Origin of the sequence: Pseudomonas luteola NBRC 103146 (assembly GCF_002091675.1) — a bacterium.
GTDB classification, from domain to species: domain Bacteria; phylum Pseudomonadota; class Gammaproteobacteria; order Pseudomonadales; family Pseudomonadaceae; genus Chryseomonas; species Chryseomonas luteola.
Genome location: NZ_BDAE01000002.1, coordinates 200647 through 222629, shown reverse-complemented (window position 1 = coordinate 222629; position 21983 = coordinate 200647). Strand labels below are relative to the sequence as shown.

At 56.7% G+C, this 21983-nt stretch carries 15 protein-coding genes; 14 read left to right on the top strand and 1 reads right to left on the bottom strand.

Features of this window, described 5'->3' with window-relative positions:
* Window positions 1-263: 263 nt before the first annotated feature.
* A complete protein-coding gene (locus PLU01S_RS03385) occupies window positions 264-590 on the top strand; it encodes a thioredoxin family protein (protein ID WP_019366033.1) in 327 nt (108 codons plus the stop codon).
* Window positions 591-631: 41 nt separating this feature from the next.
* Here PLU01S_RS03385 and PLU01S_RS03380 read toward each other — a convergent pair whose 3' ends face one another.
* Entirely contained in the window at window positions 632-1675 is a 1044-nt protein-coding gene (locus PLU01S_RS03380; protein ID WP_074822103.1) for a DUF748 domain-containing protein, read from the bottom strand.
* Window positions 1676-1928: 253 nt separating this feature from the next.
* Between PLU01S_RS03380 and PLU01S_RS03375 the strand changes: the two genes are divergently transcribed.
* From PLU01S_RS03375 to PLU01S_RS03315, 13 genes are all read left to right on the top strand, one after another.
* Window positions 1929-2864 (top strand): NADP-dependent oxidoreductase, encoded by a 936-nt coding sequence (locus PLU01S_RS03375; RefSeq protein ID WP_010795760.1) that lies wholly within the window; start codon window positions 1929-1931, stop codon window positions 2862-2864.
* Window positions 2865-3197: 333 nt separating this feature from the next.
* Window positions 3198-4640 (top strand): TldD/PmbA family protein, encoded by a 1443-nt coding sequence (locus PLU01S_RS03370; RefSeq protein WP_074822099.1) that lies wholly within the window; start codon window positions 3198-3200, stop codon window positions 4638-4640.
* Window positions 4640-5992: a TldD/PmbA family protein gene (locus PLU01S_RS03365; protein ID WP_074822098.1), complete on the top strand. Its 1353-nt coding sequence runs from the start codon at window positions 4640-4642 to the stop codon at window positions 5990-5992. Before PLU01S_RS03370 ends, PLU01S_RS03365 begins: the two co-directional genes overlap by 1 nt.
* Window positions 5993-6091: 99 nt before the next feature.
* A complete protein-coding gene (locus PLU01S_RS03360) occupies window positions 6092-7912 on the top strand; it encodes an ABC transporter ATP-binding protein (RefSeq protein WP_312196037.1) in 1821 nt (606 codons plus the stop codon).
* A gap of 696 nt (window positions 7913-8608) precedes the next feature.
* Window positions 8609-9388: an energy transducer TonB gene (locus tag PLU01S_RS03355; protein ID WP_074822627.1), complete on the top strand. Its 780-nt coding sequence runs from the start codon at window positions 8609-8611 to the stop codon at window positions 9386-9388.
* Window positions 9389-9429: 41 nt separating this feature from the next.
* A complete protein-coding gene (locus tag PLU01S_RS03350; protein ID WP_074822094.1) occupies window positions 9430-10134 on the top strand; it encodes a MotA/TolQ/ExbB proton channel family protein in 705 nt (234 codons plus the stop codon).
* Window positions 10134-10535: an ExbD/TolR family protein gene (locus PLU01S_RS03345; RefSeq protein WP_010795766.1), complete on the top strand. Its 402-nt coding sequence runs from the start codon at window positions 10134-10136 to the stop codon at window positions 10533-10535. The genes PLU01S_RS03350 and PLU01S_RS03345 overlap by 1 nt, the downstream gene beginning before the upstream one ends.
* A gap of 159 nt (window positions 10536-10694) precedes the next feature.
* Window positions 10695-13421: a TonB-dependent receptor gene (locus PLU01S_RS03340; protein WP_074822091.1), complete on the top strand. Its 2727-nt coding sequence runs from the start codon at window positions 10695-10697 to the stop codon at window positions 13419-13421.
* A gap of 162 nt (window positions 13422-13583) precedes the next feature.
* Window positions 13584-16268 (top strand): TonB-dependent receptor, encoded by a 2685-nt coding sequence (locus PLU01S_RS03335; protein ID WP_074822088.1) that lies wholly within the window; start codon window positions 13584-13586, stop codon window positions 16266-16268.
* 154 nt (window positions 16269-16422) lie between these two features.
* On the top strand, window positions 16423-18258 hold the full coding sequence (locus tag PLU01S_RS03330) for an extracellular solute-binding protein (RefSeq protein WP_074822624.1): 1836 nt from the start codon (window positions 16423-16425) through the stop codon (window positions 18256-18258).
* Entirely contained in the window at window positions 18258-19331 is a 1074-nt protein-coding gene (locus PLU01S_RS03325) for a microcin C ABC transporter permease YejB (protein ID WP_074822086.1), read from the top strand. Before PLU01S_RS03330 ends, PLU01S_RS03325 begins: the two co-directional genes overlap by 1 nt.
* Complete coding sequence (locus PLU01S_RS03320) at window positions 19331-20356, top strand: ABC transporter permease (protein WP_074822085.1); 1026 nt, start codon at window positions 19331-19333, stop codon at window positions 20354-20356. Before PLU01S_RS03325 ends, PLU01S_RS03320 begins: the two co-directional genes overlap by 1 nt.
* Window positions 20356-21972: an ABC transporter ATP-binding protein gene (locus tag PLU01S_RS03315; RefSeq protein WP_074822082.1), complete on the top strand. Its 1617-nt coding sequence runs from the start codon at window positions 20356-20358 to the stop codon at window positions 21970-21972. Before PLU01S_RS03320 ends, PLU01S_RS03315 begins: the two co-directional genes overlap by 1 nt.
* Window positions 21973-21983 lie beyond the last annotated feature (11 nt).

Sequence of the window (21983 nt, the reverse complement as noted above, 5' to 3'; positions counted from 1 at the left end):
GTTTTCTGACCGGACTCAATGTCCTTATCGAGTTTGCCATCCTGGCTCGGTCATCATCCTTGACCTTCGTATGAGCGCGTCCTGCGCTGCTGTCCGATATGTGTAGATTACGCACAGGCCCGGCAGCGTCATAGCGCCAACTGTGGTAATGCTGTGTAAGCCTTTTGCTATATCGCTGTAGGACATGGCAACGGCTTTCGAGATATTCCCTGGCGATCGGTGGTCTGCTGTAAGGTATCCCTTGACGCTTCAGGAGTCCCCTTATGGCCATGAACACTACCTATGCTGCGCAGGAGCCCAGCCGCAATGAGGTCGATGCGCTCGAAGGTGCCACGCTCATCGAGTTCGGCGCGCCCTGGTGCGGCTTCTGTCGGGCCGCACAACCCTTGATTGAGCAGGCCTTCCAGGATCACCCAGCTATTCGTCATCTCAAGATCGAGGATGGCAGCGGCCGGCGACTAGGCCGCTCCTTCAAGGTCAAGCTCTGGCCTACGCTGATCTTCTTTCGAAACGGCCAGGAAATCTCTCGTCTGGTCCGTCCTGCCAGCACCGACGATATCCGGCAGGGCCTGGCGGGCATTGATCAGTGACTGGCAAGCAAGGCGAAAGCACCCTTCGCCTTGCCGCCCGGCTAATGAGCCCCTGGTACCACCGAGTCGATAAACTGCTGCCGGAAGGATGCTTTGGGATCGAGCCGAAGCTCATTCGCATTAATGACGCCTGCCAACCGCAACGTGACCCCGTCGTCCGGATCCTGTGGGTCATCCTGATCAGTCAGTTTGGCCGCCACACTGGCGATGCCTTCCTTCAGAGTGCCCAAGACGCCTTTTTCCTTTACGTCCTTTTCCAGCGAAACCATTTTGAGGTTTTCGTATTGGGGCTTCGTATAGGCCGTGAAGTTACCCTGTTGCGCCGAGACGTGTGTTCGTGAAGACAGCGTGCCCTGCTCTACATCGATATTGGCATAAGCCCGGAAAAAATCATTCAGCCGGCTGAGCGGCAAATCATCGATTGCGCTGTCCATCTCAAACGTCGGGTTGGGCGACAGACCATCCAGACGCAGGCGGGTCGTCATGCTGCCGGCCCCCATGGGATTACCCGTCATTTCTGATTCTGCCCAGAGCGGATCATCGACATTGTCTGCATTGGCCAGATTACGAGTAACCGACTCTATGTTACTGATGTAAAGCGTCACGGGCCGCTCTGGACGCTTGTCGATCAATTGAATTATTCCATCATGGATTTCCGACTGATTCGGCGGTAGCGGCGATAAGGCATCGACCTGTTGCAACCAGCTCGAATCGATTCCAGTCTGACTATGACTTTCGCTGTCTGCCAGTACAAAGGTCAGCACCGGGCGATACATGTGCATCAGTCCCACAGGTTTTGCATCGACAAACTTTCCCCATTGGGTCCAGCTATCGATGCGCTCAGCCTCGAAGAACGGCTCCGGCACTGCACCGTTGGACTTTTCGATCCGAACGTTCTTGAGCGTGTAGCCGCCTTTCAACAGGCTGACGTCCACGTCTTCGATGGTGGCTCGATACCCCGGTATTTCGTTGAGCGTCTGCTCTACGTAGCGGTGGATACCATAAGGTGCTGCCAGTCGCGCCAGGACAAGCACGGCGACTACAATAAGCAGCACAGGAAGCGTTTTATCAGACGTACGTTTCATGAAACCTCTAGCAGACAGTCATCATGCGGTAAGCACTAGACCCGCAGGAGTCGCCTGAAATTTGTCTGGCCAGACGACCGGCATGGCTCGAAAACGGGAAAAACGCCTTGATTCAACGTGTTTTATGACAAGCGAGACGCTAACTACTTCGCACCTGAAGCAGGTCAATGCAACTCTTGCATTGAAAAGAACCTAACAACATCACCTATCAGACGGCCACGGCGGCCGCTCTCCCTACTTCATGGAGAATTCGATGAAAGCTGTTCAGATTCACTCCTATGGCGATGCCAGTGTCCTTACCTATACTGACGTGGAAAAGCCGACCCTGAACCCCGACGATGTATTGATTCGTGTGGTGGCTTCCTCGGTCAATCCCGTCGACTGGAAAATCCGCCAGGGTTATCTGAAGGACATGCTGCCCTACGACCTGCCTGTGACCCTGGGCTGGGACGTTTCCGGCATCGTTGAAGAAGTCGGTGCGAGCGTTACTCGCTTCAAGAAAGGCGATGCGGTCTATTCCCGCCCGGACATCAAGCGCAATGGCACCTACGCCGAATACATCGCGGTGCGCGAAAGCGAAGTAGCCTGCAAACCCAAGACGCTGTCCCATGCCGATTCCGCCTCCCTGCCCCTGGCCGGTATCACGGCCTGGGAAGCCATCGTGCATGTGGGCCAGACCCAGCCGGGTCAGAAGGTACTGATTCATGCGGCCTCAGGCGGCGTCGGCACACTGGCTGTACAGCTGGCCAAATGGCGCGGCGCCCAGGTGATTGCCACCTGCTCCGAAAAGAACCGCAAGCTCGTCGAATCCCTGGGTGCTGATCAGGTCATCGACTACAAGAGCCAGAACTTCCAGGAGATCGTAAAAGACGCCGATCTGGTCTTCGATACCCTGGGTGGTGATGTGCAGGAAGCTTCTTTTAGCGTTCTCAAGCCCGGCGGCATCCTGGTCTCCATTGTCGCGCCGCCATCCGAGGAAAAGACCAAAGCCCATAACATACGCAGTGCGTTCATCTTTATCGAACCCAATGCCGAAATCCTGCAGGAGCTGGCTCGTCTGGCAGACAGCGGTCACTTGCGTCCGGTTGTCTCTGCTGAATTTGGCTTAAAAGATATCGCCAAAGCGCACGCAGCAAGCGAGTCGGGCCGTACAGTAGGCAAGATCGTCATTCACGTCGGTCAGCCCTGATCCCACTGCTGGACGCAGGCCACGCTGCGTCCAGTCCTTTCATGGTAGTTTCATACCGTTCCCTCCCCGACCCGTCTATTCTTTCCCCTCAGCATTGCTGAAACAGCTCGATCCCGTCTAAACCAAGGCATACAGGCATTTTGCCTTGATTAAACCTGGCACAACTTTTTCATAGACCCCAGCTCTCTTGGATGAGAACAACAAAAGGAGCGGATCAGGCACCAACACGGTTCCTTTTCTGTTTTGGCGGACTTGAACGAGTCCAGACAAGTGCACGGTAGAGACTCAAAAGGTCTGTACCCGGGCGCTTCGGATATGAGGAATACCCTCGCTATGTTCGATGTGACTGCGTCTTTGCAACAACGCTTCGACTTACTTCACAGTCGCGCTGACACCTGGTCCCTGCGTTATGTCAGCGAAACCACCCATGCCTTGAGCGTCACCCGAAATGTCATCGATCCGCCCTTCTTTCAGAGGGACGAAGGCGCAATGGTCTATGTTCGCCTGGATGGGATCGAGACCTATGCAGCAACCTCGGACCTCACCGTAGCGGGTCTTCAAAAAGCCCTCAAGCAGGCCGAGCAGTATGCCCAGGTACTGGCCCGGCATAGCCTGATCGACTTTACCGATATGCCGGTGGCCACGGCCAGGGCGGATTACCTTTCGCCCAACCTGGACAAGGCCTTTCCCGATACCCGCGAATGGCTCGACATCCTGGCGGCGGAGTCTGCTTCCGTTCCGGGCAACGAGCGCTTCGTGGATTGGTCCGCCCAGCTCAACATTGTCGAGACCGAGCAGATCTACCTGAACAACCACGGCGCCTGCGTACGGCAGGCCCAGCGGTTTCTCTTCCCCGACATGCACGTTACCGCCTATGACGGCACCGATACACAGACCCGTACCCTCGGCTTTGGCCGCTTGGGTCAGCAAGGCGGTCGGGAAGCGGTGGAGCGCATCGGGTTGATCGGCTGCGCACCGCGCCTGGCCGATGAGGCGCTGCAATTGCTGCTCGCGCCGAACACGCCCAATGAGACGCTTGATCTGTTGCTGATGCCCGATCAGATGATCCTCCAGATTCATGAGTCCATCGGTCATCCGCTGGAGCTGGATCGCATCCTGGGCGATGAGCGTAACTATGCGGGAACGAGCTTTGTCACACCCGACATGTTCGGAAGTTACCGGTACGGCTCCGAGCTGCTCAACGTAAGCTTCGATCCCGATATTCCCGAGGAGATTGCCAGCTACAGCCATGACGATGACGGCAGCCCGGCGCGTAAGGAGTTGTTGATTGAAGGCGGTATTCTCAAGCGACCCTTGGGGGGTGCACTTTCACAGCGACGCAGTGGCATGGCAGGCGTCGCAAACAGCCGGGCCTGCAGCTGGAACCGTCCTCCCATCGACCGGATGGCCAACCTGAACGTTGAAAATGGCGACCAGTCCCTTGCGCAGCTGATCGCCGGGATCGAGCGGGGTGTGCTCATGGCCAGCAACCGCTCCTGGTCCATTGACGACGCACGTAACAAATTCCAGTTTGGCTGCGAATGGGGGCAGATGATCGAGAATGGGCAGCTTACCCATGTTGTGAAGAATCCCAACTACCGCGGCGTTTCCGCTCAGTTCTGGCGTAGCCTGTCGGCAGTGGGCGATGCCTCGACGCGCGAAGTCATGGGTACCGCCCATTGTGGCAAGGGTGAGCCCAACCAGGCTATTCGGGTCGGCCATGCGAGTCCCGCCTGTGTGTTCAGCCACGTCGATGTATTCGGAGGAGAAGCCTGATGACTATAACCCCACTCGCCTCCACCGAAAAACCGGCCGATGTCTTCGCAGCACTGGTGGACTGGTTGCGTACCGCCGTATCAGCTGAAGAACACTTCACGCTCTGGTACAGCGCTGAAGCATCCGATTTTGTCCGCTTCAATCATGCCAAGGTCCGACAGGCCGGCCATGTTCAACAGGCCGAGGCAACGCTCAAGCTGATCCAGGGTGAGCGCCATGCCAGCTTCAAAGTGACGCTATCAGGTAACCCTGCGGCCGACCGCAGCGCCCTGCAGGATGCGCTGGTTTCATTGCGCAAACTCGTGGCGGCCCTGCCGGCAGATCCCTACCTGCTGATGGATACCAGCCCCTGGCGCAGTGAAAACATTCAGTCGGGTAATCTTGCCTCAGCAGGGGGAATCGCCGAGCAGGTCAGCACACTGGCGGGTGCTCAGGACCTTGTATGCTTTTATGCCGGCGGCCCTGTCTATCGCGGCTTTGCCAGCTCATGGGGTAGCCTGGGTTGGCACGAAGCCAGCAGCTGCACCTTTGACTGGAGCCTTTTCGAGCCGAAGGGCAATGCCGTCAAATCCATGTATGCCGGCACTTCCTGGGATCGCGAACAGGTAGCCGCACAGATGGACAGCGCCCAGCGTCAGCTTGCGCACTTCAACAAGCCAATCCGGCAGCTTTCGCCCGGTGAGTACCGTGCATACCTTGCTCCAGCGGCCTTGAACGAGGTGGTAGGCCTGCTGAATTGGGGCAGTTTTTCTGCTCGGCAACTGGCAACCAAGCGGAGTGCACTGCAAAAACTGCACAGTGAACACATGCTGCTCAGCCCATTGGTAAGCTGGACGGAGCAGGCATCTGGCTCATTGGCTCCTGCGTTCACCCCGGCCGGGTTCCAACGGCAGGACCAGCCGCTCGTCGAGGCTGGCAGGATGGTTGGCCAGCTCGTCAGCCCGCGCAGTGCACGTGAGTACGGTCTGACGCAGAACGGCGCCGGCAATGGCGAAAGCTCACAATCGCTGGTGATGAAAGCTGGGGATCTGGCTGATGACGCCATTCTGAAAACCCTGGATACCGGGCTGTATATCGGCAATCTCTGGTACCTGAATTATTCGGATATCACCGTGGCTCGTCTGACCGGCATGACGCGCTTTGCCTGTTTCTGGGTAGAAAATGGAGAGATCGTCGCGCCAGTCAGTACGATGCGCTTTGATGACAGCGTCTTCAATTTCCTGGGCTCCAGCCTGGAAGCCGTGACCCAACGGCGCGACCTGTGCGTCAGCGACAGCACCTACGGTCAGCGACATACCGACTCAACCCTGTTGCCCGGCGTTTTGACCAGCCGATTCACGCTCACGCTCTAGCTTATCCCCGCCTTGCCCGGTCGCCTCCTCCCATAGCAGGTAACCGGGCCGTTTTCGCTGTGATTGTTGCTGATCTTTCGACTTAGCCAGGACTATCCGATGTCTGACGATCCCGCTGAACCCCTGACGATTCCACCCGGCACGCCGCGGGCGTTTATCTGGCATTACAACCGGCTGTATCCTGGCTGGAATATAGCCATCGTTCTGCTGCAACTCTGTGCAGCGGCCTGTACCACACTGATTCCCTATGCCATCGGTGAAATCACCGGCGCTGTCAGCCAGGGACTTTGGAGCAGCACCGATGTACTGGAGGCCTGCCTGCCCTACCTTCTGCTGCTGGCCGGATTGGCATTAGGTGAAATGCTGTTCTCACGCACCATGAGTATCTGCATGATTATTGTGCGGCCGATGCAGAAACGCCGGGTCACCGGCGATCTTTTCGCCTATCTGCAACAGCACTCCCACCGCTATTTCAGCGAACGGTTTGCTGGCAGTCTGTCCCAGCGCATCAGTGAAGCCAGCGTGGGACTGCTCGAAATCAACTATATGGCCGTGGTGGAGCTTATGCCGATTGCGGTGACACTCATCGGCTCGCTGTTGTTGCTGGCTACGGCGTCCGTCTGGTTGAGCCTGAGCCTTTTGGCCTGGATGCTCATTTATGTCACGGCGTCCTATCAGATGGCCAGACGTGCCCAAGTGTTTGCCCATGCCCATGCGGAAGCACGCAGCACCACCTCCGGCAAAGTAGTCGACGCTGTCACCAACCTGAGCAGCGTTCGGCTTTTTGCCAGAAACCAGTATGAGCGGCAGTACCTGGACCGTTATCTGTCCCGGGAAAAGCAGGCGGCCCGTCGCTCGTTCTTCTTCATGGAACGGGTACGCTGGTTTCAGGATGCCATGGCTCTGGTGCTGCGGCTGGGCCTGATCACTCTGGCCTTGTATCTTTGGCACATAAAGCGAATCGATGTCGCTCAGTTCGTCATGGTCGCCAGCCTTGGCTTATTGATCGTGGCCAACGCCAAATACCTGAGTTATCAGTTCCTGCACTTTTTTGAGTCGAGCGGCAATATTCAGAACAGTGTCGATACCTTAATAAAACCCCATGAATACCCGGACCGAGAAACGGCACAGGACATAAAAATCGAACGCGGCGATATTGAGCTTGAAAATGTGACGTTTGGATATTCGGCCACCCGCCCCATACTCCAAAACTTCTCACTCAAAATACCGGCCGGACAACGCGTGGGGATAGTAGGGTATTCCGGCTCAGGAAAGTCCACATTATTAAATTTGTTACTTCGCCTATATGAACCGCAAGAGGGCAATATTCGAATTGACGGCATTGAAATACGCGACATGACATATGAGTCGCTTTACCGACAAGTAGGTCTCATTCCCCAGGAGCCTGGTTTATTTCATCGCACGTTGAGTGAAAACATCGGATATGGAAAAGAAAAAGCCAAACAGGATGATATTGAAATAGCGGCACGCCGTGCACATGCCCATGATTTCATTAAACACATGGAGCAGGGTTATGAAGCATTGGTAGGTGAGCGTGGCGTTAAACTCTCCGGCGGCCAACGGCAACGTATCGCCATTGCCCGGGTACTGATAAAAAACGCTCCGATTCTCATTATGGATGAAGCGACATCCAGTCTTGATTCGGAGACGGAGCGCCTTATTCAAAACAGCCTTGATGAAATCATGGGCAATAAGACCGTTCTGGTCGTTGCACATCGTCTATCCACCATTGCCCACTTGGATCGAATCCTGGTGATGGATAAGGGGCGAATTATCGAAGACGGCGCCACCATGAGCTCCTGGCCAGGAAAGGTGCCTACGCCAACCTTTGGGCCCATCAGGCAAATGGTAGCTTTGGTGTGGAAATCACAGCGACCGAGGATGAAGTCGCCTCGGTAAAGTAACACGTCCTGCAGGCTTTCCTTCCGCTTAACCGTGCCTTAGCTAAGGCACGGTTCGTTTATAACCTCATCACTATTTATTTTAATTAGTTATCAAACGATGCGGAATACTCGCAATTTGATGAACAAAATTTAATGACCAACCAGTCATATCAAGGACACTTATCATCAACTTATAAAATATTTAATGAGTTATTAAATAGCTTCAGTTTAGTCTCACCCTGCCTGCTCTAAAAAAGAGATGACCGCACACAAACAGTGCAGTTACACAACAAAAAATGTATCTGAGTTGACCCCAAAAAGTCGCTTGACCGTATAAATGCTCCAATTTTGCGACCATTCAGCAGCCATTCAGAAATTTGATACATTTTCGTTACATTGGCACATGCCTTGCTCAGTAAAAGATGTTGATGATTCTCACCAACCTGCTGGGAATTTAAATGAAAACAACGCCGTACTTATCGGATTACCTCCATGTGCTGAACGCACTTTTGGTAAATAAGGGCCAGAAGCTCTATTTGACTGATGCAGCCAAAACTACAACGTAAGCAACGTCCTAACTAATTACGACGCGCTGTTACTTGGAGCGGGCCTTTATTGGCTCGATGGCTTCGTGTTGTCGATTTAATGCAGAGGACGTTTGATGGGTAATGCTGTTACTAAAGTTGAAGCCGGAGGGCTTCATACTAATAAGGTGAATCAAACTCAGGTATTAGGTATACCGTTCAAACCGAACCGCTCTTCGTTACGTACTGTATCGCGCCGAGACTTATCACTGCTGGCAGGTTTATCCCTTCTGCTACATGGCGGCATCTGGTGGTATGTCAATAACGCGCCGGCTGAACAGCTGGAAACACCGCCTAAGATCCCCGAGATGGTCGTGGAGTTTTCCAGCCCTACGCCGCCTGCGCCGGAGCCGCCCCCTCCTCCGCCACCACCTCCACCGCCGCCGGAACCCGAGCCGCCCAAGGTCGAGGAGCCTGCGCCGCCACCGGTTGACGAGAATGCCGTCAAGCCACCGCCCAAGCCCGAGAAGCCAAAGCCCAAGCCGGTTGAAAAACCCAAGCCCAAGCCTAAGCCCGTGCAAAAGCCTACACCGCCTGCGCCACCCGCGCCGCCGCAGCCAACCCCTGCGCCACCGGCTCCCAAAGCGCCGCCTGTACCGCCCGCCCCACCGGCGCCGGTCAAGGAAACCGCTGCGGTTTCAGGCCTCGCCAGTCTGGGTAATCCGCCGCCTGAATACCCCTCGCTGGCATTGCGCCGGGGCTGGGAAGGCAGCGTCACCCTGCGCATCCGCGTCCTGCCCAATGGGCGTGCTGGTAGCGTGGATGTGACCAGGTCTAGCGGCAAGAAGCAGCTGGATGATGCAGCGGTAGAAGCGGTACGCGGCTGGAAATTCATACCGGCCAAGCGCGGCGACACGCCTATCGAAGGCTTCGCCACACAGACCATTGATTTCAAGCTGCCTCAATAACGGCCGCTTGTACCGACAAGACAATTTACGAGGGTAACGATATGAACAGCTCACTGACTTCCTTGATTGTTCCCGGCGTACTTTGGGCGCTGATTCTGTTTTCCGTAGTGACTTGGGCGATCCTGCTCATCAAGGGTATTCAGTTCACCAAGCAGAAAGGCGAAAACAAGCGCTTCCAGAAAGCCTTCTGGGCAGCGCCGGATCTGCTCACCGCCGCCGAGCACTCCTCGCAATACCCCGGCGCGCTGGCTCGTATCGCCAACAGCGGGTTTGCCGCACTGGTCACCACCGAGTCCCCCAAGAATACCCAGCAGCTGGCCCAGACCATCAACCGATCGGATCGCCTTGAACGCAACCTGCGCCAGCAGATCCAGAAGGAGCGGCGTGCATTGGAAAGTGGCCTGGCGATTCTGGCCAGTATCGGCAGTACCTCGCCCTTCATCGGTCTGTTCGGCACCGTATGGGGCATCATGGAAGCCCTGCAGAGCATCGGCGCTTCCGGCTCTGCCAGCCTTGAAACCGTGGCAGGCCCTATCGGTCATGCCCTGATCGCGACCGGTGTGGGGATTGCCGTCGCGGTTCCTGCGGTGCTGGTCTACAACTTCTTCCTGCGTCGCCTGAAGCTGGCCGCCGCCCTGATGGAAGACTTCGCCCACGACTTCGACAGCCTGGCCCAGCGCAGCGCCTTTGTGGTGACCCGCCAGCCGATATCCCACACCGCCGCTGACATGAGGGAGGCTAGCTAATGTCCTTTTCAACCCAAGACAGCGATGAAGTACTGAGCGAGATGAACGTCACGCCCCTGGTGGATGTGATGCTGGTACTGCTCGTGGTGTTCATCGTGACGGCGCCGCTGATGACCAATGCCATCAAGGTCAACCTGCCCAAGACCGACGCCGTCGCTCCGGCCGAGCAGAAGGACCCGGTGATCGTCAGTGTAGACAAGGACGGCAAGTTCTATCTGGACAAGTCCGAGCTGCAACCCGAACTCCTGGAGACCAGCCTCAAGGATGTGAAAGCCAAGGACCCGGAAGTACGCGTCCGGCTGCAAGCCGATGAAGGCGTGAATTATGGGCAGGTCGCCAAGGCCATGGCATCCATCGAACGTTCGGGCATCACCCGCATCGCGGTCATGACCTCCCGCTAGATCCCCTGCTGTACAGCCGTCCCGCTTGCGCTTGCGTAAGCGGGTTGGGGAACGGCTGCTTCAAAAAAGAGAAATCGCCCGGGAAGGCACAACCCACCGGCGCGCAGGCGGCCCATAAAGCCACACAAACAACGCCTCACCTTTGGGGATGAAAGAGTGATGATGAGAGATATAGCCAAACCGTTTGCTCCCACTCCGCTCGTCGCGGCCGTACATCGGTATCGATTCATACCGTTGTGCCTGGCCCTTGGCGTAGCACCGTTGGTCCATGCGCAGCAGGCGACGGAAGAGGAAGCGCCACCGTCTACCGCTGCAGCCGTAGCCGCTTCGCCCGAAGCAGCAGTATCGACAACCCAGTTACAGCGCATTGAGGTGACTGGCTCCGCCATCCGCCGGGTTGACGCAGAAACCGCCGTGCCTGTAACCATCCTGCGGACGGAGCAGCTGCAAAAGGAAGGTGTACGGACTACCGAGGAACTGATAAGCCGTATCGTGGCAAGTCAATCCAATTACAACGCCAGTAGAGCCGTGGGTGAAAGTACGGGTGGTGCCTCATTTGCTGACATGCGCGGCATTGGTGCCAACAAGACGCTGGTTCTGCTAAATGGCCGCCGCCTGGCAAACAATGCTATCGATGGCAGCGCTGTTGACCTCAACACTATTCCTTTCGCCGCATTGGATCGCGTCGAGATCCTGCGAGATGGCGCTTCTGCCCTGTACGGTACGGATGCTATTGGAGGCGTCATCAATTTCATCACCAAGACCAGTGTCACAGATGGGCAAGTCAGCGCGGGGTATGACTATCCGACCCATTCAGGTGGCGGGGAAAGTCGCAACTTCAATGGCAGCTGGGGCTTCGGGGACTTGGAGAACGATCGCTTCAATGTCTTCGGTGTGCTCAACTATGACAAGCAGCACCACCTTTCGGCGATTGATCGCTCCTTTACCAAAGACTATCAACCCGAACGCGGTTTGAACGGTACCTCGGGCCGGGCTTTTCCGGCCACTTACAACCAAAATGGGTTTAGCGAAAACCCGGCGGCAGCGTCAGGCTGCAGCGGCCCTAACCTGATCAATGCCAACGGGAACTGTCGCTATAGCACGCGTAGCTATATCGATGCGCTGCCTGAAACAGAAAAGACCTCTATCTTTTCCAAGGCTACAGGCAAGCTTAGTGACGATCATAACGTCAGCCTCGATTATTTCTGGGCTCGCAATAACAACACAACAATCATCGGCCCAAGCCTGGTTACAGGTCTTGAGATCAATCCAGGCACAGCGTTTTACCCAGGAAATGGCATTACCCCAGCCCCTACCTCTTTTGCAATCGACCCGACTCAGCCTGTTGGCGTGGACTTTCGTCAGGAGGCGGCAGGGGCTCGTGTTCAGTATGACCAGAACACCAGCCAGCGCCTTCAGCTTACGTTTGATGGCAATGTCGCAGGATGGGATTACAACTTAGGAGCTTCCTACAACGAGAACAAGGTCGTTAGCAGTTTGCACAGCGGTTATACGGATGACACGCAGATTACCGAAGGGATTGCCAACGGCACGCTAAACCCCTTCGGCGAACAGACCCAGGAAGGTTTAAACCTGTTGAGTTCAAGCAATCTGAGCGGTGATTACCAGACCGCAGTAGGTCGAGTTAAAGCAGTGGACGGGCGTGCAAGCCGTGAGATTGGTGATTGGTTTGGCGCAGGCCCCTCTGCGCTAGCCATTGGCGGTGAGTTCCGTAAAGAAGAGTTTTCAACATCCATTGAAGAGTGGGCAGGCAACCTCAGTAGCCTTGGCGTAGACCCTGCTGGCTCTGTTTCTGCCGACAGACATGTTAGTGCCGAATATGCCGAGCTTAACGTGCCTGTACTCGACTCGCTGGAGCTTACTGCCGCGGTACGTCACGATAAGTACAGCGATGTAGGCGGCACAACCAACCCCAAATACTCTTTCCGCTTCCAGCCCATAAAGGAACTAGTAGTTCGCGGGGCGTACAGCGAGGGCTTCCGAGCGCCTTCACTGTATGAACTGTATAACCCGAACTTTATCACCTGGACCGCAGGCGATTACAACGACCCGTCACTTTGCCCGGGTGGTAACGCCGCTGCAGGCGGCTTAGCCAGCCGAGACTGCTCGCAGCAATTCCGCAATCGAAGCGGCGGCAATCAGGACCTAGCACCGGAAACCGCACGTAACGTCACGCTCGGTTTTGTCTATCAACCCGTGCGTAATTTGTCCGTCGGGCTGGATTTCTGGTGGATCGATATTTCCGGCCAGATCGAGGAGTTTCCGGAAGCCTCTGTCTTTGATAATCCTGAAACCTACTCTGATCGTATTGTGCGAGCAGCCGATGGTTCAATCGACTATATCGTCACAGGTCTGGCCAACCTGGGGAAAGTCAAAACCAATGGTGTCGACGTAACCCTGGATTATCGCTTCCCCACATCGCCATACGGCCAGTTTGGCCTGACGCTGCAAGGCACGGTGGTCAACCGCTACGACTACCAGGAGCAAAAGGGTGGTGCCTACATCGATAACGTAGGCAATTATGCCTCCGGCGGTGATGGCCGAGTCGTAGCTCGTTGGAAACATGCGCTGACCGCCAGCTGGGCCAAAGGGCCCTATAGCGCATCGCTCACTAACCGGTTCCAGTCCCGCTACCGCGACTACGACACCGAGGGCCATGAGCGTGTGGCCTCCTACTCCGTGTGGGACTTGAGCGCGAGCTATACCTGGAACAAAACGCTGGATCTGGACGTAGGCGTCAAAAACCTTTTTGACCGTGATCCGCCGTTCTCGAACCAAGCCGATACCTTCCAGAGCGGCTACGACCCCCGCTACACCGACCCGCTGGGCCGCACGCTGTTCACCCGTGCGACCTATCACTTCTAACCCCTTTTGCCTACGCCCGGCCTTTCGGCTGGGTAAGACCGGTATCACTGTTGAATTGAATAACAGCGCCTGTACAGCCGCTACAGACGCACTGATCAGATCGGGTGTTCGTCGAGCCCTCTGAGGCCTCGCCGATATCAGCTACCTTAAAAGGAATTGATCATGTTGAAGTCCGCTCCACGCTTTTCTGAACAGCCGCTTGCCTGCGCCATCAACCGTCCGCTTCCTGCCATTCTGTTAGCCCTGGGCGGCCTTGCATCCACTGTTTATGCACAGACACCGGAAGCCACGGATGAAAGCAATGTCACCGAAGCACGCGCGGAAACACGCCTCAACAACGTGACGGTCACCGGCTCGAATATCCGTGGCTCGGACAGTGCCAAGGCGGACCCGGTGCAGGTCATCAGTGCCGAAGAGATACGCGAGTCCGGCAGGGCGACCGTAGCCGACTTCCTCAAGGACCTCGCCGCCAATGGCGGGCAGAGCTACAACGAGAGTTTCAGCAACAGTTTTGCACCTGGTGCAGCCGGTATTGCGCTGCGCAATCTGAGCCAAAAATACACCCTGGTCCTGGTAAACGGCCAGCGTCTGCCCAATTACGCCTTTGCACAAAACCTGTCGGACGTTTTTGCCGACATCAACACCATTCCAATGTCAGCTGTGGATCGCATTGAAGTCCTCAAGGATGGTGCATCTTCCGTTTACGGGTCCGATGCGGTCGCCGGCGTCGTCAACATCATTCTCAAGCAGAAGGACGAAGGCATTACATTTGGCGCCGATCGCGGCTGGAGCGATGATGGCGGCGGCGATCAAAAGAGTGGTTATCTCACGGGCGGTATCGGCAATCTGGACGAGGACCGCTTCAATATCTCGTTTGGTCTGGATGCCTATCAGCGTGACATGGTCATGGCCAGCGACCGGGATTATCTGGCCAGCGGCAACTACACCAAGCCTGGCTTTGCCGGATACACCGGCTGGGGAACAACTAACGTCTGGCGGCCTTCGGGGCAAGAGCCGTACTCCACGACATGCCCGGCAGGCTCGCAACTGATGCCCTACTCCAGCTTCGGGCTACCCTACTCCAGCAACGTCTGTGGCTATAACATCCAGCCCTGGATGACGGTTATTCCCAAAACTGAGCGTTACAACAGCTATGCTCGCGGCACGTTCCGCTTCAGCGATAACCTCGAAGGATACGGTGAGGTGCTCTACAGCCAGACCCATACGTGGCAGAGCTATGCGCCAGCCGCCTTCTCAAGCAGCAGCTACCACTATAACGCAGCTGGCGAGGTCGAGCGCGTTCCCAATATTCTGCCTGCCGGTAACCCCTACAACCCGTTCGGAGCTGATACGCCGTTCAGCACCTCCTTCCTGCAGCCCGGTGGCCGCACATCCAAGATCGACGAGGATTCCTACCGCGTCATGACCGGCTTCAGGGGAACGATTGCCGATACGGCCTGGGACTGGAACGCCAACCTGTCATACGCGGGAAACCGCGTTGAGAACAACAGCAAAACGCTGGGCTACTCAGCCTTGCAGGATGCGCTCAATAATGGGACGTACAACTTCAACAATCCCGAGCTTACCCCCGATGCGGCGCGTGGGCTGCTGATCAATAGCACCCGCATCGGCCATACGAAGACCAAGGCTGCCAACTTTACGTTTTCCAACTCCGATCTGTATGAGTTGCCGAGCGGCCCTATCGGGCTGGCATTAGGCGGCGAAATCCGTTCAGAGTCGATGAATACACCGGCCGCTGATGAAATCCTTTCGGGAGAGGTCATGAACTCGGGGCTGAATTCATTTTCGGGTAATCGCGTCGTCAAGGCGCTTTTCGCCGAGTCCACCATCCCGGTACTCGACAGCCTGGAGCTGAATGCCTCGGGCCGTGCGGACTGGTACAGCGATTTTGGCAAGGCCTTCTCACCTAAGTTTGGCTTTCGCTGGCAGCCAGAAGATCGTGTCACGTTCCGAGGCTCCTGGAGCCGTGGTTTCCGCGCGCCGACCATACCGGAAAACGCCGACAGCGCCTCTGTTTCCTATATCACCGCAACGGACCCTTATGATCCGCTTCGCCCAGGCCAGAACTTCAACATAAACCGCTTTCAGGAGTCGAACCCGGAGCTCAAGCCTGAGCGCACCAAGAACATCAGCCTGGGCGTTGTATTTGCACCCACACCGCTCACCACCATCGGACTTGATTACTACCACATCGACATCGAGAACTATATTGATGCCGTCTCGGCGAACTATGTAATCGAGAATCAGGACAGCTATCCCGGCCAAGTCATTCGTGATGAGGATGGCCACCTAACTCGCGTGATCACACGGTACGAGAACCTGGGTCACCTGAAGACTTCCGGCTATGAGCTGACCTTGGCGCAGCGCCTGCCTACTGATGGCTTTGGCGACTTCATATTGACCAGCGACTGGACCTATTTGAAGGATTATCGCTATCCGGAGTATCCAGGCGCTTCCTTGATCAACGTGGCAGGTGGCAATTACTGGGCAGCCATGCCGCGCTGGAAAGCCAATACCGGGCTGACCTGGAACTACAGTGACTGGAGCACACGCTTGAGCTGGCTCTACACGGGCAGCTATCACCAGTCCTACCTGGACTCCCTGGCCACTGAGGGCAAGGACAAGATCAGCAGCTATAGCCAGTTCGATGCATCGGTCAGCTATAGGGGGTTCAAGAACCTTACATTACGGGCTTCCCTGGAAAACATTGCCAACAAGAAGCCACCGTATGACCCTGCTCTGGGCAGTAACTACTACTACGACATCTCCCAGTACGACCCCATGGGCCGTTATCTGCGCGTAGGCTTTGATTACAAGTTTATGTGAGAGGTCGAACCCGGCAGCGTCAGTTGCCGGGTTCGAGTGTTGCGGGCATCTAGTGATTCAGGTCTGGACAGACTGAACCGAGCGTCAACGCGTATCGTTCATAAGGAGTGAAGCGGTGTTTTCAACAGGGTCGATTCACACGTACAGCCGCTTAATGGTACTGCTTGTTTCCTGCCTCGTTTCATCGGCGTTATTGGCCACGCCACACAGTTACATGACGGTCTATGGCGATCCGCCCAAGTATCCCGAAGGCTTTGAGCATTTCGACTATGTGAATCCCGACGCGCCTAAAGGAGGTTCGCTCAGGCGCTCGGCCAAATCGATCGACCGTTTCAACTTCCTGCTGCCCTATCTAGACAAGGGCACTGGCGTCGACCAGATCAATGCCTGGGTCTACGAGCCGCTGGCCTATCGCTCGCTGGACGAGCCCTATACGGTGTATGGCCTGATTGCCGAACAGATGGAGCGCGACCCGGACAACCGTTGGGTACGCTTCTTTCTCAACCCCAAGGCACGCTTTCATGACGGTATGCCCGTTCTGGCTGAGGATGTTCGCTTCACTTTCGAGACCTTGATGACCAAGGCGAGCCTGAGCTTTCGGCAGCTATACGGTGATGTAAAAGACGTCACCGTCGAAAATGATCGGCAGATCCTGTTTACCTTCAAGACGAACGAAAACCGCAGTCTGGCGCTGGATCTAGCGTCCATGCACATCCTGCCAGCGCACTGGTGGAAAGACCGGGACTTTGCCAACGGTAACGGCTTTGAGCCGCCGCTGGGGAGCGGACCTTACAAGGTCTCGCACGTCGATCCGGGCCGTACCGTCGCATTCGAGCGCGTCAAGGACTGGTGGGCAAAGGATCTGCCGGTGACGCGAGGGCTGTACAATTTCGACATGCTCACCGTCGACTTCTTTGCCGACACCGATGTCGCCCGCGAGCTCCTGCTGGCCGGCGCGTACGACTACAACCGCGAGTACTCCGCCACAGGCTATACCATCCGCTACGACAGCCCCGCCCTGCGCGATGGGCGCTTGCAGCGAGACATCCTGGCGACAGGAAAGCCCGTCCGCGCTCAAGGCTTTGTCTTCAACCTGGACAACCCCTTCTTTCAGGATCGCCGCGTCCGAGAGGCCATTGCCATGCTCTGGGATTTTGAGTGGACCAACAAGCAGCTCATGCGCAGCTTCTATAAACGCCAGCAGAGCTACTTTCCCAAGACCGAAATCGCTGCCACACAGCTACCGGACGCACAGGAGCTGAGTATTCTTGAACCTTTCCGGGGCCAGATCCCGGATGAGGTATTCACCCAGGTGTTCCAGGCGCCCAAAACCGATGGCTCGGGCTTTATCCGAGACAAGCAACTCGAAGCACTGCACCTGCTTGAGGAGGCCGGTTGGCATCCCAAGGGTGACCAGCTCGTCAACGCCAATGGCGATCCCCTGATCTTTACCTTTCTCAGCGGGCAATCCGGTTTTGATCGAATGGTGCTGCCCTTCAAGCGGACGCTGGCCCAGATAGGCATCGGGTTGAATATTCGTAATGTGGACACAGCGCAGTACATCAACCGCACCAACAGCCGTGACTACGACATGATCGTGACCGGCTTTCCCCGGGGTGGCGATCCCAGCGCATCGCCAGGGCGAGAACTCTTTGATTATTACGGCTCCGACAGTGCCAACCGGGTGGGTAGCTCCAACGCCATGAACCTGAAGAATCCAGTCGTCGATCGGCTTATCGAAGGCGTGGCCAATGCCAGAAGCCGGGATGAGATGGTGCATTACGCCCGCGCGCTCGATCGGGTTCTGCAATGGGGTTATTACATGATTCCGCATTACTACTCGGACGGCGAGCCCAGCGTATTCCGCAACCGTTTCGGCCGGCCTCGTATCGCGCCCGCCTATGAAGAGGGGCTCGATACCTGGTGGGAAGTCAGCCCAACCCCGCTCACCCACGAGCAGATGGCCGCACGGCTACGGGAGAAACCCTGATGGCAGCCTATATTCTCAGACGCCTGCTGTTCATTGTGCCTACGCTTCTGGTCATCCTGATCGTCAACTTTGTCATTATCCAGGCGGCCCCTGGCGGCCCGGTGGATCAGGCCATTGCTCGCCTGCAAGGCATGGGCAACCAGGGCGGTATCGCAGGAGGCAGCCATGATGGGGCGGCCGGAGCCTCATCCGGCTCACGGGGTAGCAGAGGCTTGGACCCTGAGCTGATCAAGGAAATCGAGCGGCAGTACGGCTTCGACAAGCCACCGCTTGAGCGCCTTTGGCTGATGATCAGGAACTACGCGCACCTGGATTTTGGTAACAGCTTTTTCCGTGGTGCCAAGGTAACGAACCTGATTCTGGAAAAGCTGCCGGTCTCCCTTTCACTTGGCTTCTGGGCCACACTGATCACTTACCTGATCTCGATTCCGCTCGGGATACGCAAGGCGATCCGCCATGGCAGCGCATTCGATATCTGGACCAGCACCGCCATCATCGTGGGTTATGCCTTGCCGGCCTTTCTGTTCGCCATGTTCCTGATCGTGGTGTTTGCCGGTGGGAGTTATTTCAGTCTGTTTCCCGCCGTAGGGCTTACCTCGGAGAACTTTGACCAGCTCAGCCTCGCGGGCAAGGTAGTGGACTATTTCTGGCATCTAGTGCTGCCTGTTTCGGCGCTGGTCATCGGCGGGTTCGCTACCCTGACCATTTTGACCAAGAACAGCTTTCTGAACGAAATCAGCCGCCAGTATGTTGTCACGGCGCGGGCTAAAGGGCTTACTGAGCGCGGCGTGCTGTACAAGCATGTATTTCGCAATGCCATGCTGCTGGTCATTGCCGGTATTCCCCAGGCACTGATCGAGGTGTTCTTTGCCGGCTCCCTGCTGATCGAGGTGATCTTTTCGCTCGACGGACTGGGTCGCATGAGCTACGAGGCGGCGCTCTACCGTGACTATCCGCTGGTGTTCGGCTCGCTGTTCATCTTCACGCTGTTTGGCCTGCTGATCAAACTGGCCGGGGACATCTCCTACACCCTGGTCGATCCCCGCATCGACTTTTCGGCGAGGAACGCCTGATGCTGACACTATCTCCCTTGAGCCAACGCCGCTTTGCCCGCTTCAGGGCCAACCGTCGCGGCTGGTGGTCGCTCTGGATATTCTGCGCATTGCTGGTGACTTGCCTGTGTGGCGAACTCATTGCCAACGACAAACCCTTGGTGGTGGGCTACCACGGCTCGCTATATTTCCCGATATTCAAGCGTTATACCGAAACCGAGTTTGGTGGCCAGTTACCGTTCCAACCAGACTACCGCAGCGAATACGTACAGAAACTGATAGGGGACCAGGGCGGCTGGATGGTCTTTCCTCCCATTCCGTTCAGTGACGATACGGTAAACTATGACCTCTCCGTCCCGGCGCCCAGTGCGCCGTCGGAAACAAACTGGCTGGGCACCGACAGTCAGGCCCGTGATGTGCTGGCACGAGTAATTTTCGGCGCACGCATCTCCATCCTGTTTGCCTTGGCACTAACGGCTGTCAGCGCTGTGATCGGGATCACCGCAGGCGCCTTGCAGGGCTATCACGGGGGCTGGGTAGACCTGCTGGGGCAGCGCTTTATCGAAATCTGGTCAGGCCTGCCGGTCCTGTATCTGCTGATCATCCTGTCCGGCTTCGTGGAACCCAACTTCTGGTGGCTGCTGGGCATCATGGCGCTCTTTTCCTGGCTGGCGCTGGTAGACGTGGTTCGGGCCGAATTCCTGCGCGGGCGCAGTCTGGAGTACGTTAAAGCGGCACGGGCGCTGGGGCTGTCTGATCGCAAGGTCATGTGGCGGCATATCCTGCCTAACGCGATGACCTCCACGCTTACGTACGTTCCCTTCATCATTACCGGGGCCATTACAACGCTGACCGCCTTGGACTTCCTGGGCTTTGGCCTGCCGATCGGCACCGCGTCGCTAGGGGAGCTGGCCAACGAAGGCAAGCAGAACCTGCAAGCACCCTGGCTGGCGATGACCGCTTTTTTCGCCCTCGCCCTGATCTTGAGCCTGCTGGTTTTTATTGGCGAAGCCTTCCGTGATGCATTCGACCCGAGGGCCGTGTGATGACCGAGAATCTGATTGAAATCCGCGATCTGAGAGTGGCCTTTTCCGGCCAGGAAGTCGTACACGGTATCGACCTGGATATTCGCCGTGGCGAATGCTTGGCGTTGGTGGGCGAATCCGGCTCGGGCAAATCCGTTACGGCCCACTCGATCCTGCGCCTGCTGCCTGCGTCCATCACCACAACCTCCGGCAGCATCTGCTACAACGGTGAAAACCTCGTGACCGCAGACGAAAAGCGTCTGCGCATCCTGCGCGGCAACCGTATCGCCATGATCTTTCAGGAACCCATGACATCCCTCAATCCGCTGCATACTGTGGAGCGGCAGATCAGCGAAGTATTGGCGTTGCACAAGGGCTTGGGCGGCAAGCACGCGCGTGCACGAGTGATCGAATTATTGGAACTGGTCGGCATACGCGAACCGCTCAAGCGGCTCAAGGCCTACCCGCATCAGCTCTCGGGTGGCCAGCGCCAGCGGGTGATGATCGCCATGGCGCTGGCCAACGAGCCGGAATTACTGATCGCCGACGAGCCCACCACAGCCCTGGACGTGACCGTGCAGCAGAAGATCCTCGAACTCCTGAAGGACCTCCAGGCGCGCCTTGGCATGTCGTTGCTGCTTATCAGCCATGACCTGAATCTAGTCCGGCGAATTGCCCAGCGCGTCTGTGTGATGCGCAATGGCGTAGTGGTCGAGCAGAACAACTGTCAGGCCCTTTTTTCTGCACCGCAGCATACTTACACCCGCACGCTGATCGATGCCGAACCCGACGGCGGGCCGGTAGCAACAACCAGCGATGCCTCGCTGATACAGGCGCAGGATGTACGCGTCTGGTTTCCGCTGCCCAAACCGTTGTTCAGCCGCCAGCGCCACTATGTCAAGGCGGTGGATGGTGTGAGCTTCGAGCTGAAGAAAGGCCGTACCCTGGGCATCGTGGGCGAATCCGGCTCAGGCAAGTCCACCTTGGGCCAGGCAATCATGCGACTGGTGCAGGCCCAGGGCGCCATCCGCTTTCAGGGGCAGGCGATCGAAACCTTTAACGCCAGGCAGATGCGTCCGCTTCGTCGCCACATGCAGATTGTGTTTCAGGACCCGTTCGGCAGCCTGAGCCCACGGATGTCCGTCGAGCAGATCATCCGTGAGGGTTTGGATATCCACGAGATCGGCACACCCAAAGAGCGGGAATCGGCGATCATTCGGGTCTTACAGGAAGTAGGTCTCGATCCTGAAACACGGCACCGCTATCCTCATGAGTTTTCGGGCGGCCAACGCCAGCGTATCGCCATCGCGAGGGCGCTTGTGCTGCAACCCGAGCTGATATTGCTCGACGAGCCTACGTCTGCTCTGGATCGTACCGTTCAAAAGCAGGTTGTCGACCTGTTGCGTAACCTGCAAGCGATTCATGGGCTAACGTATCTGTTCATCAGCCATGATCTGGCCGTGGTTCGAGCATTGGCCCATGATCTGATTGTCACCAAGGATGGCAAGGTCGTAGAACACGGCGAGGCTTGCCGGATCTTTCAGGCGCCACAACACCCGTATACTCAGGAATTACTGGCGGCGTCGGTCGCACCATTGGAACGCTCAGGCGAGATCGTTGACCGACAACGGGCCTGAATCAAGGAGGA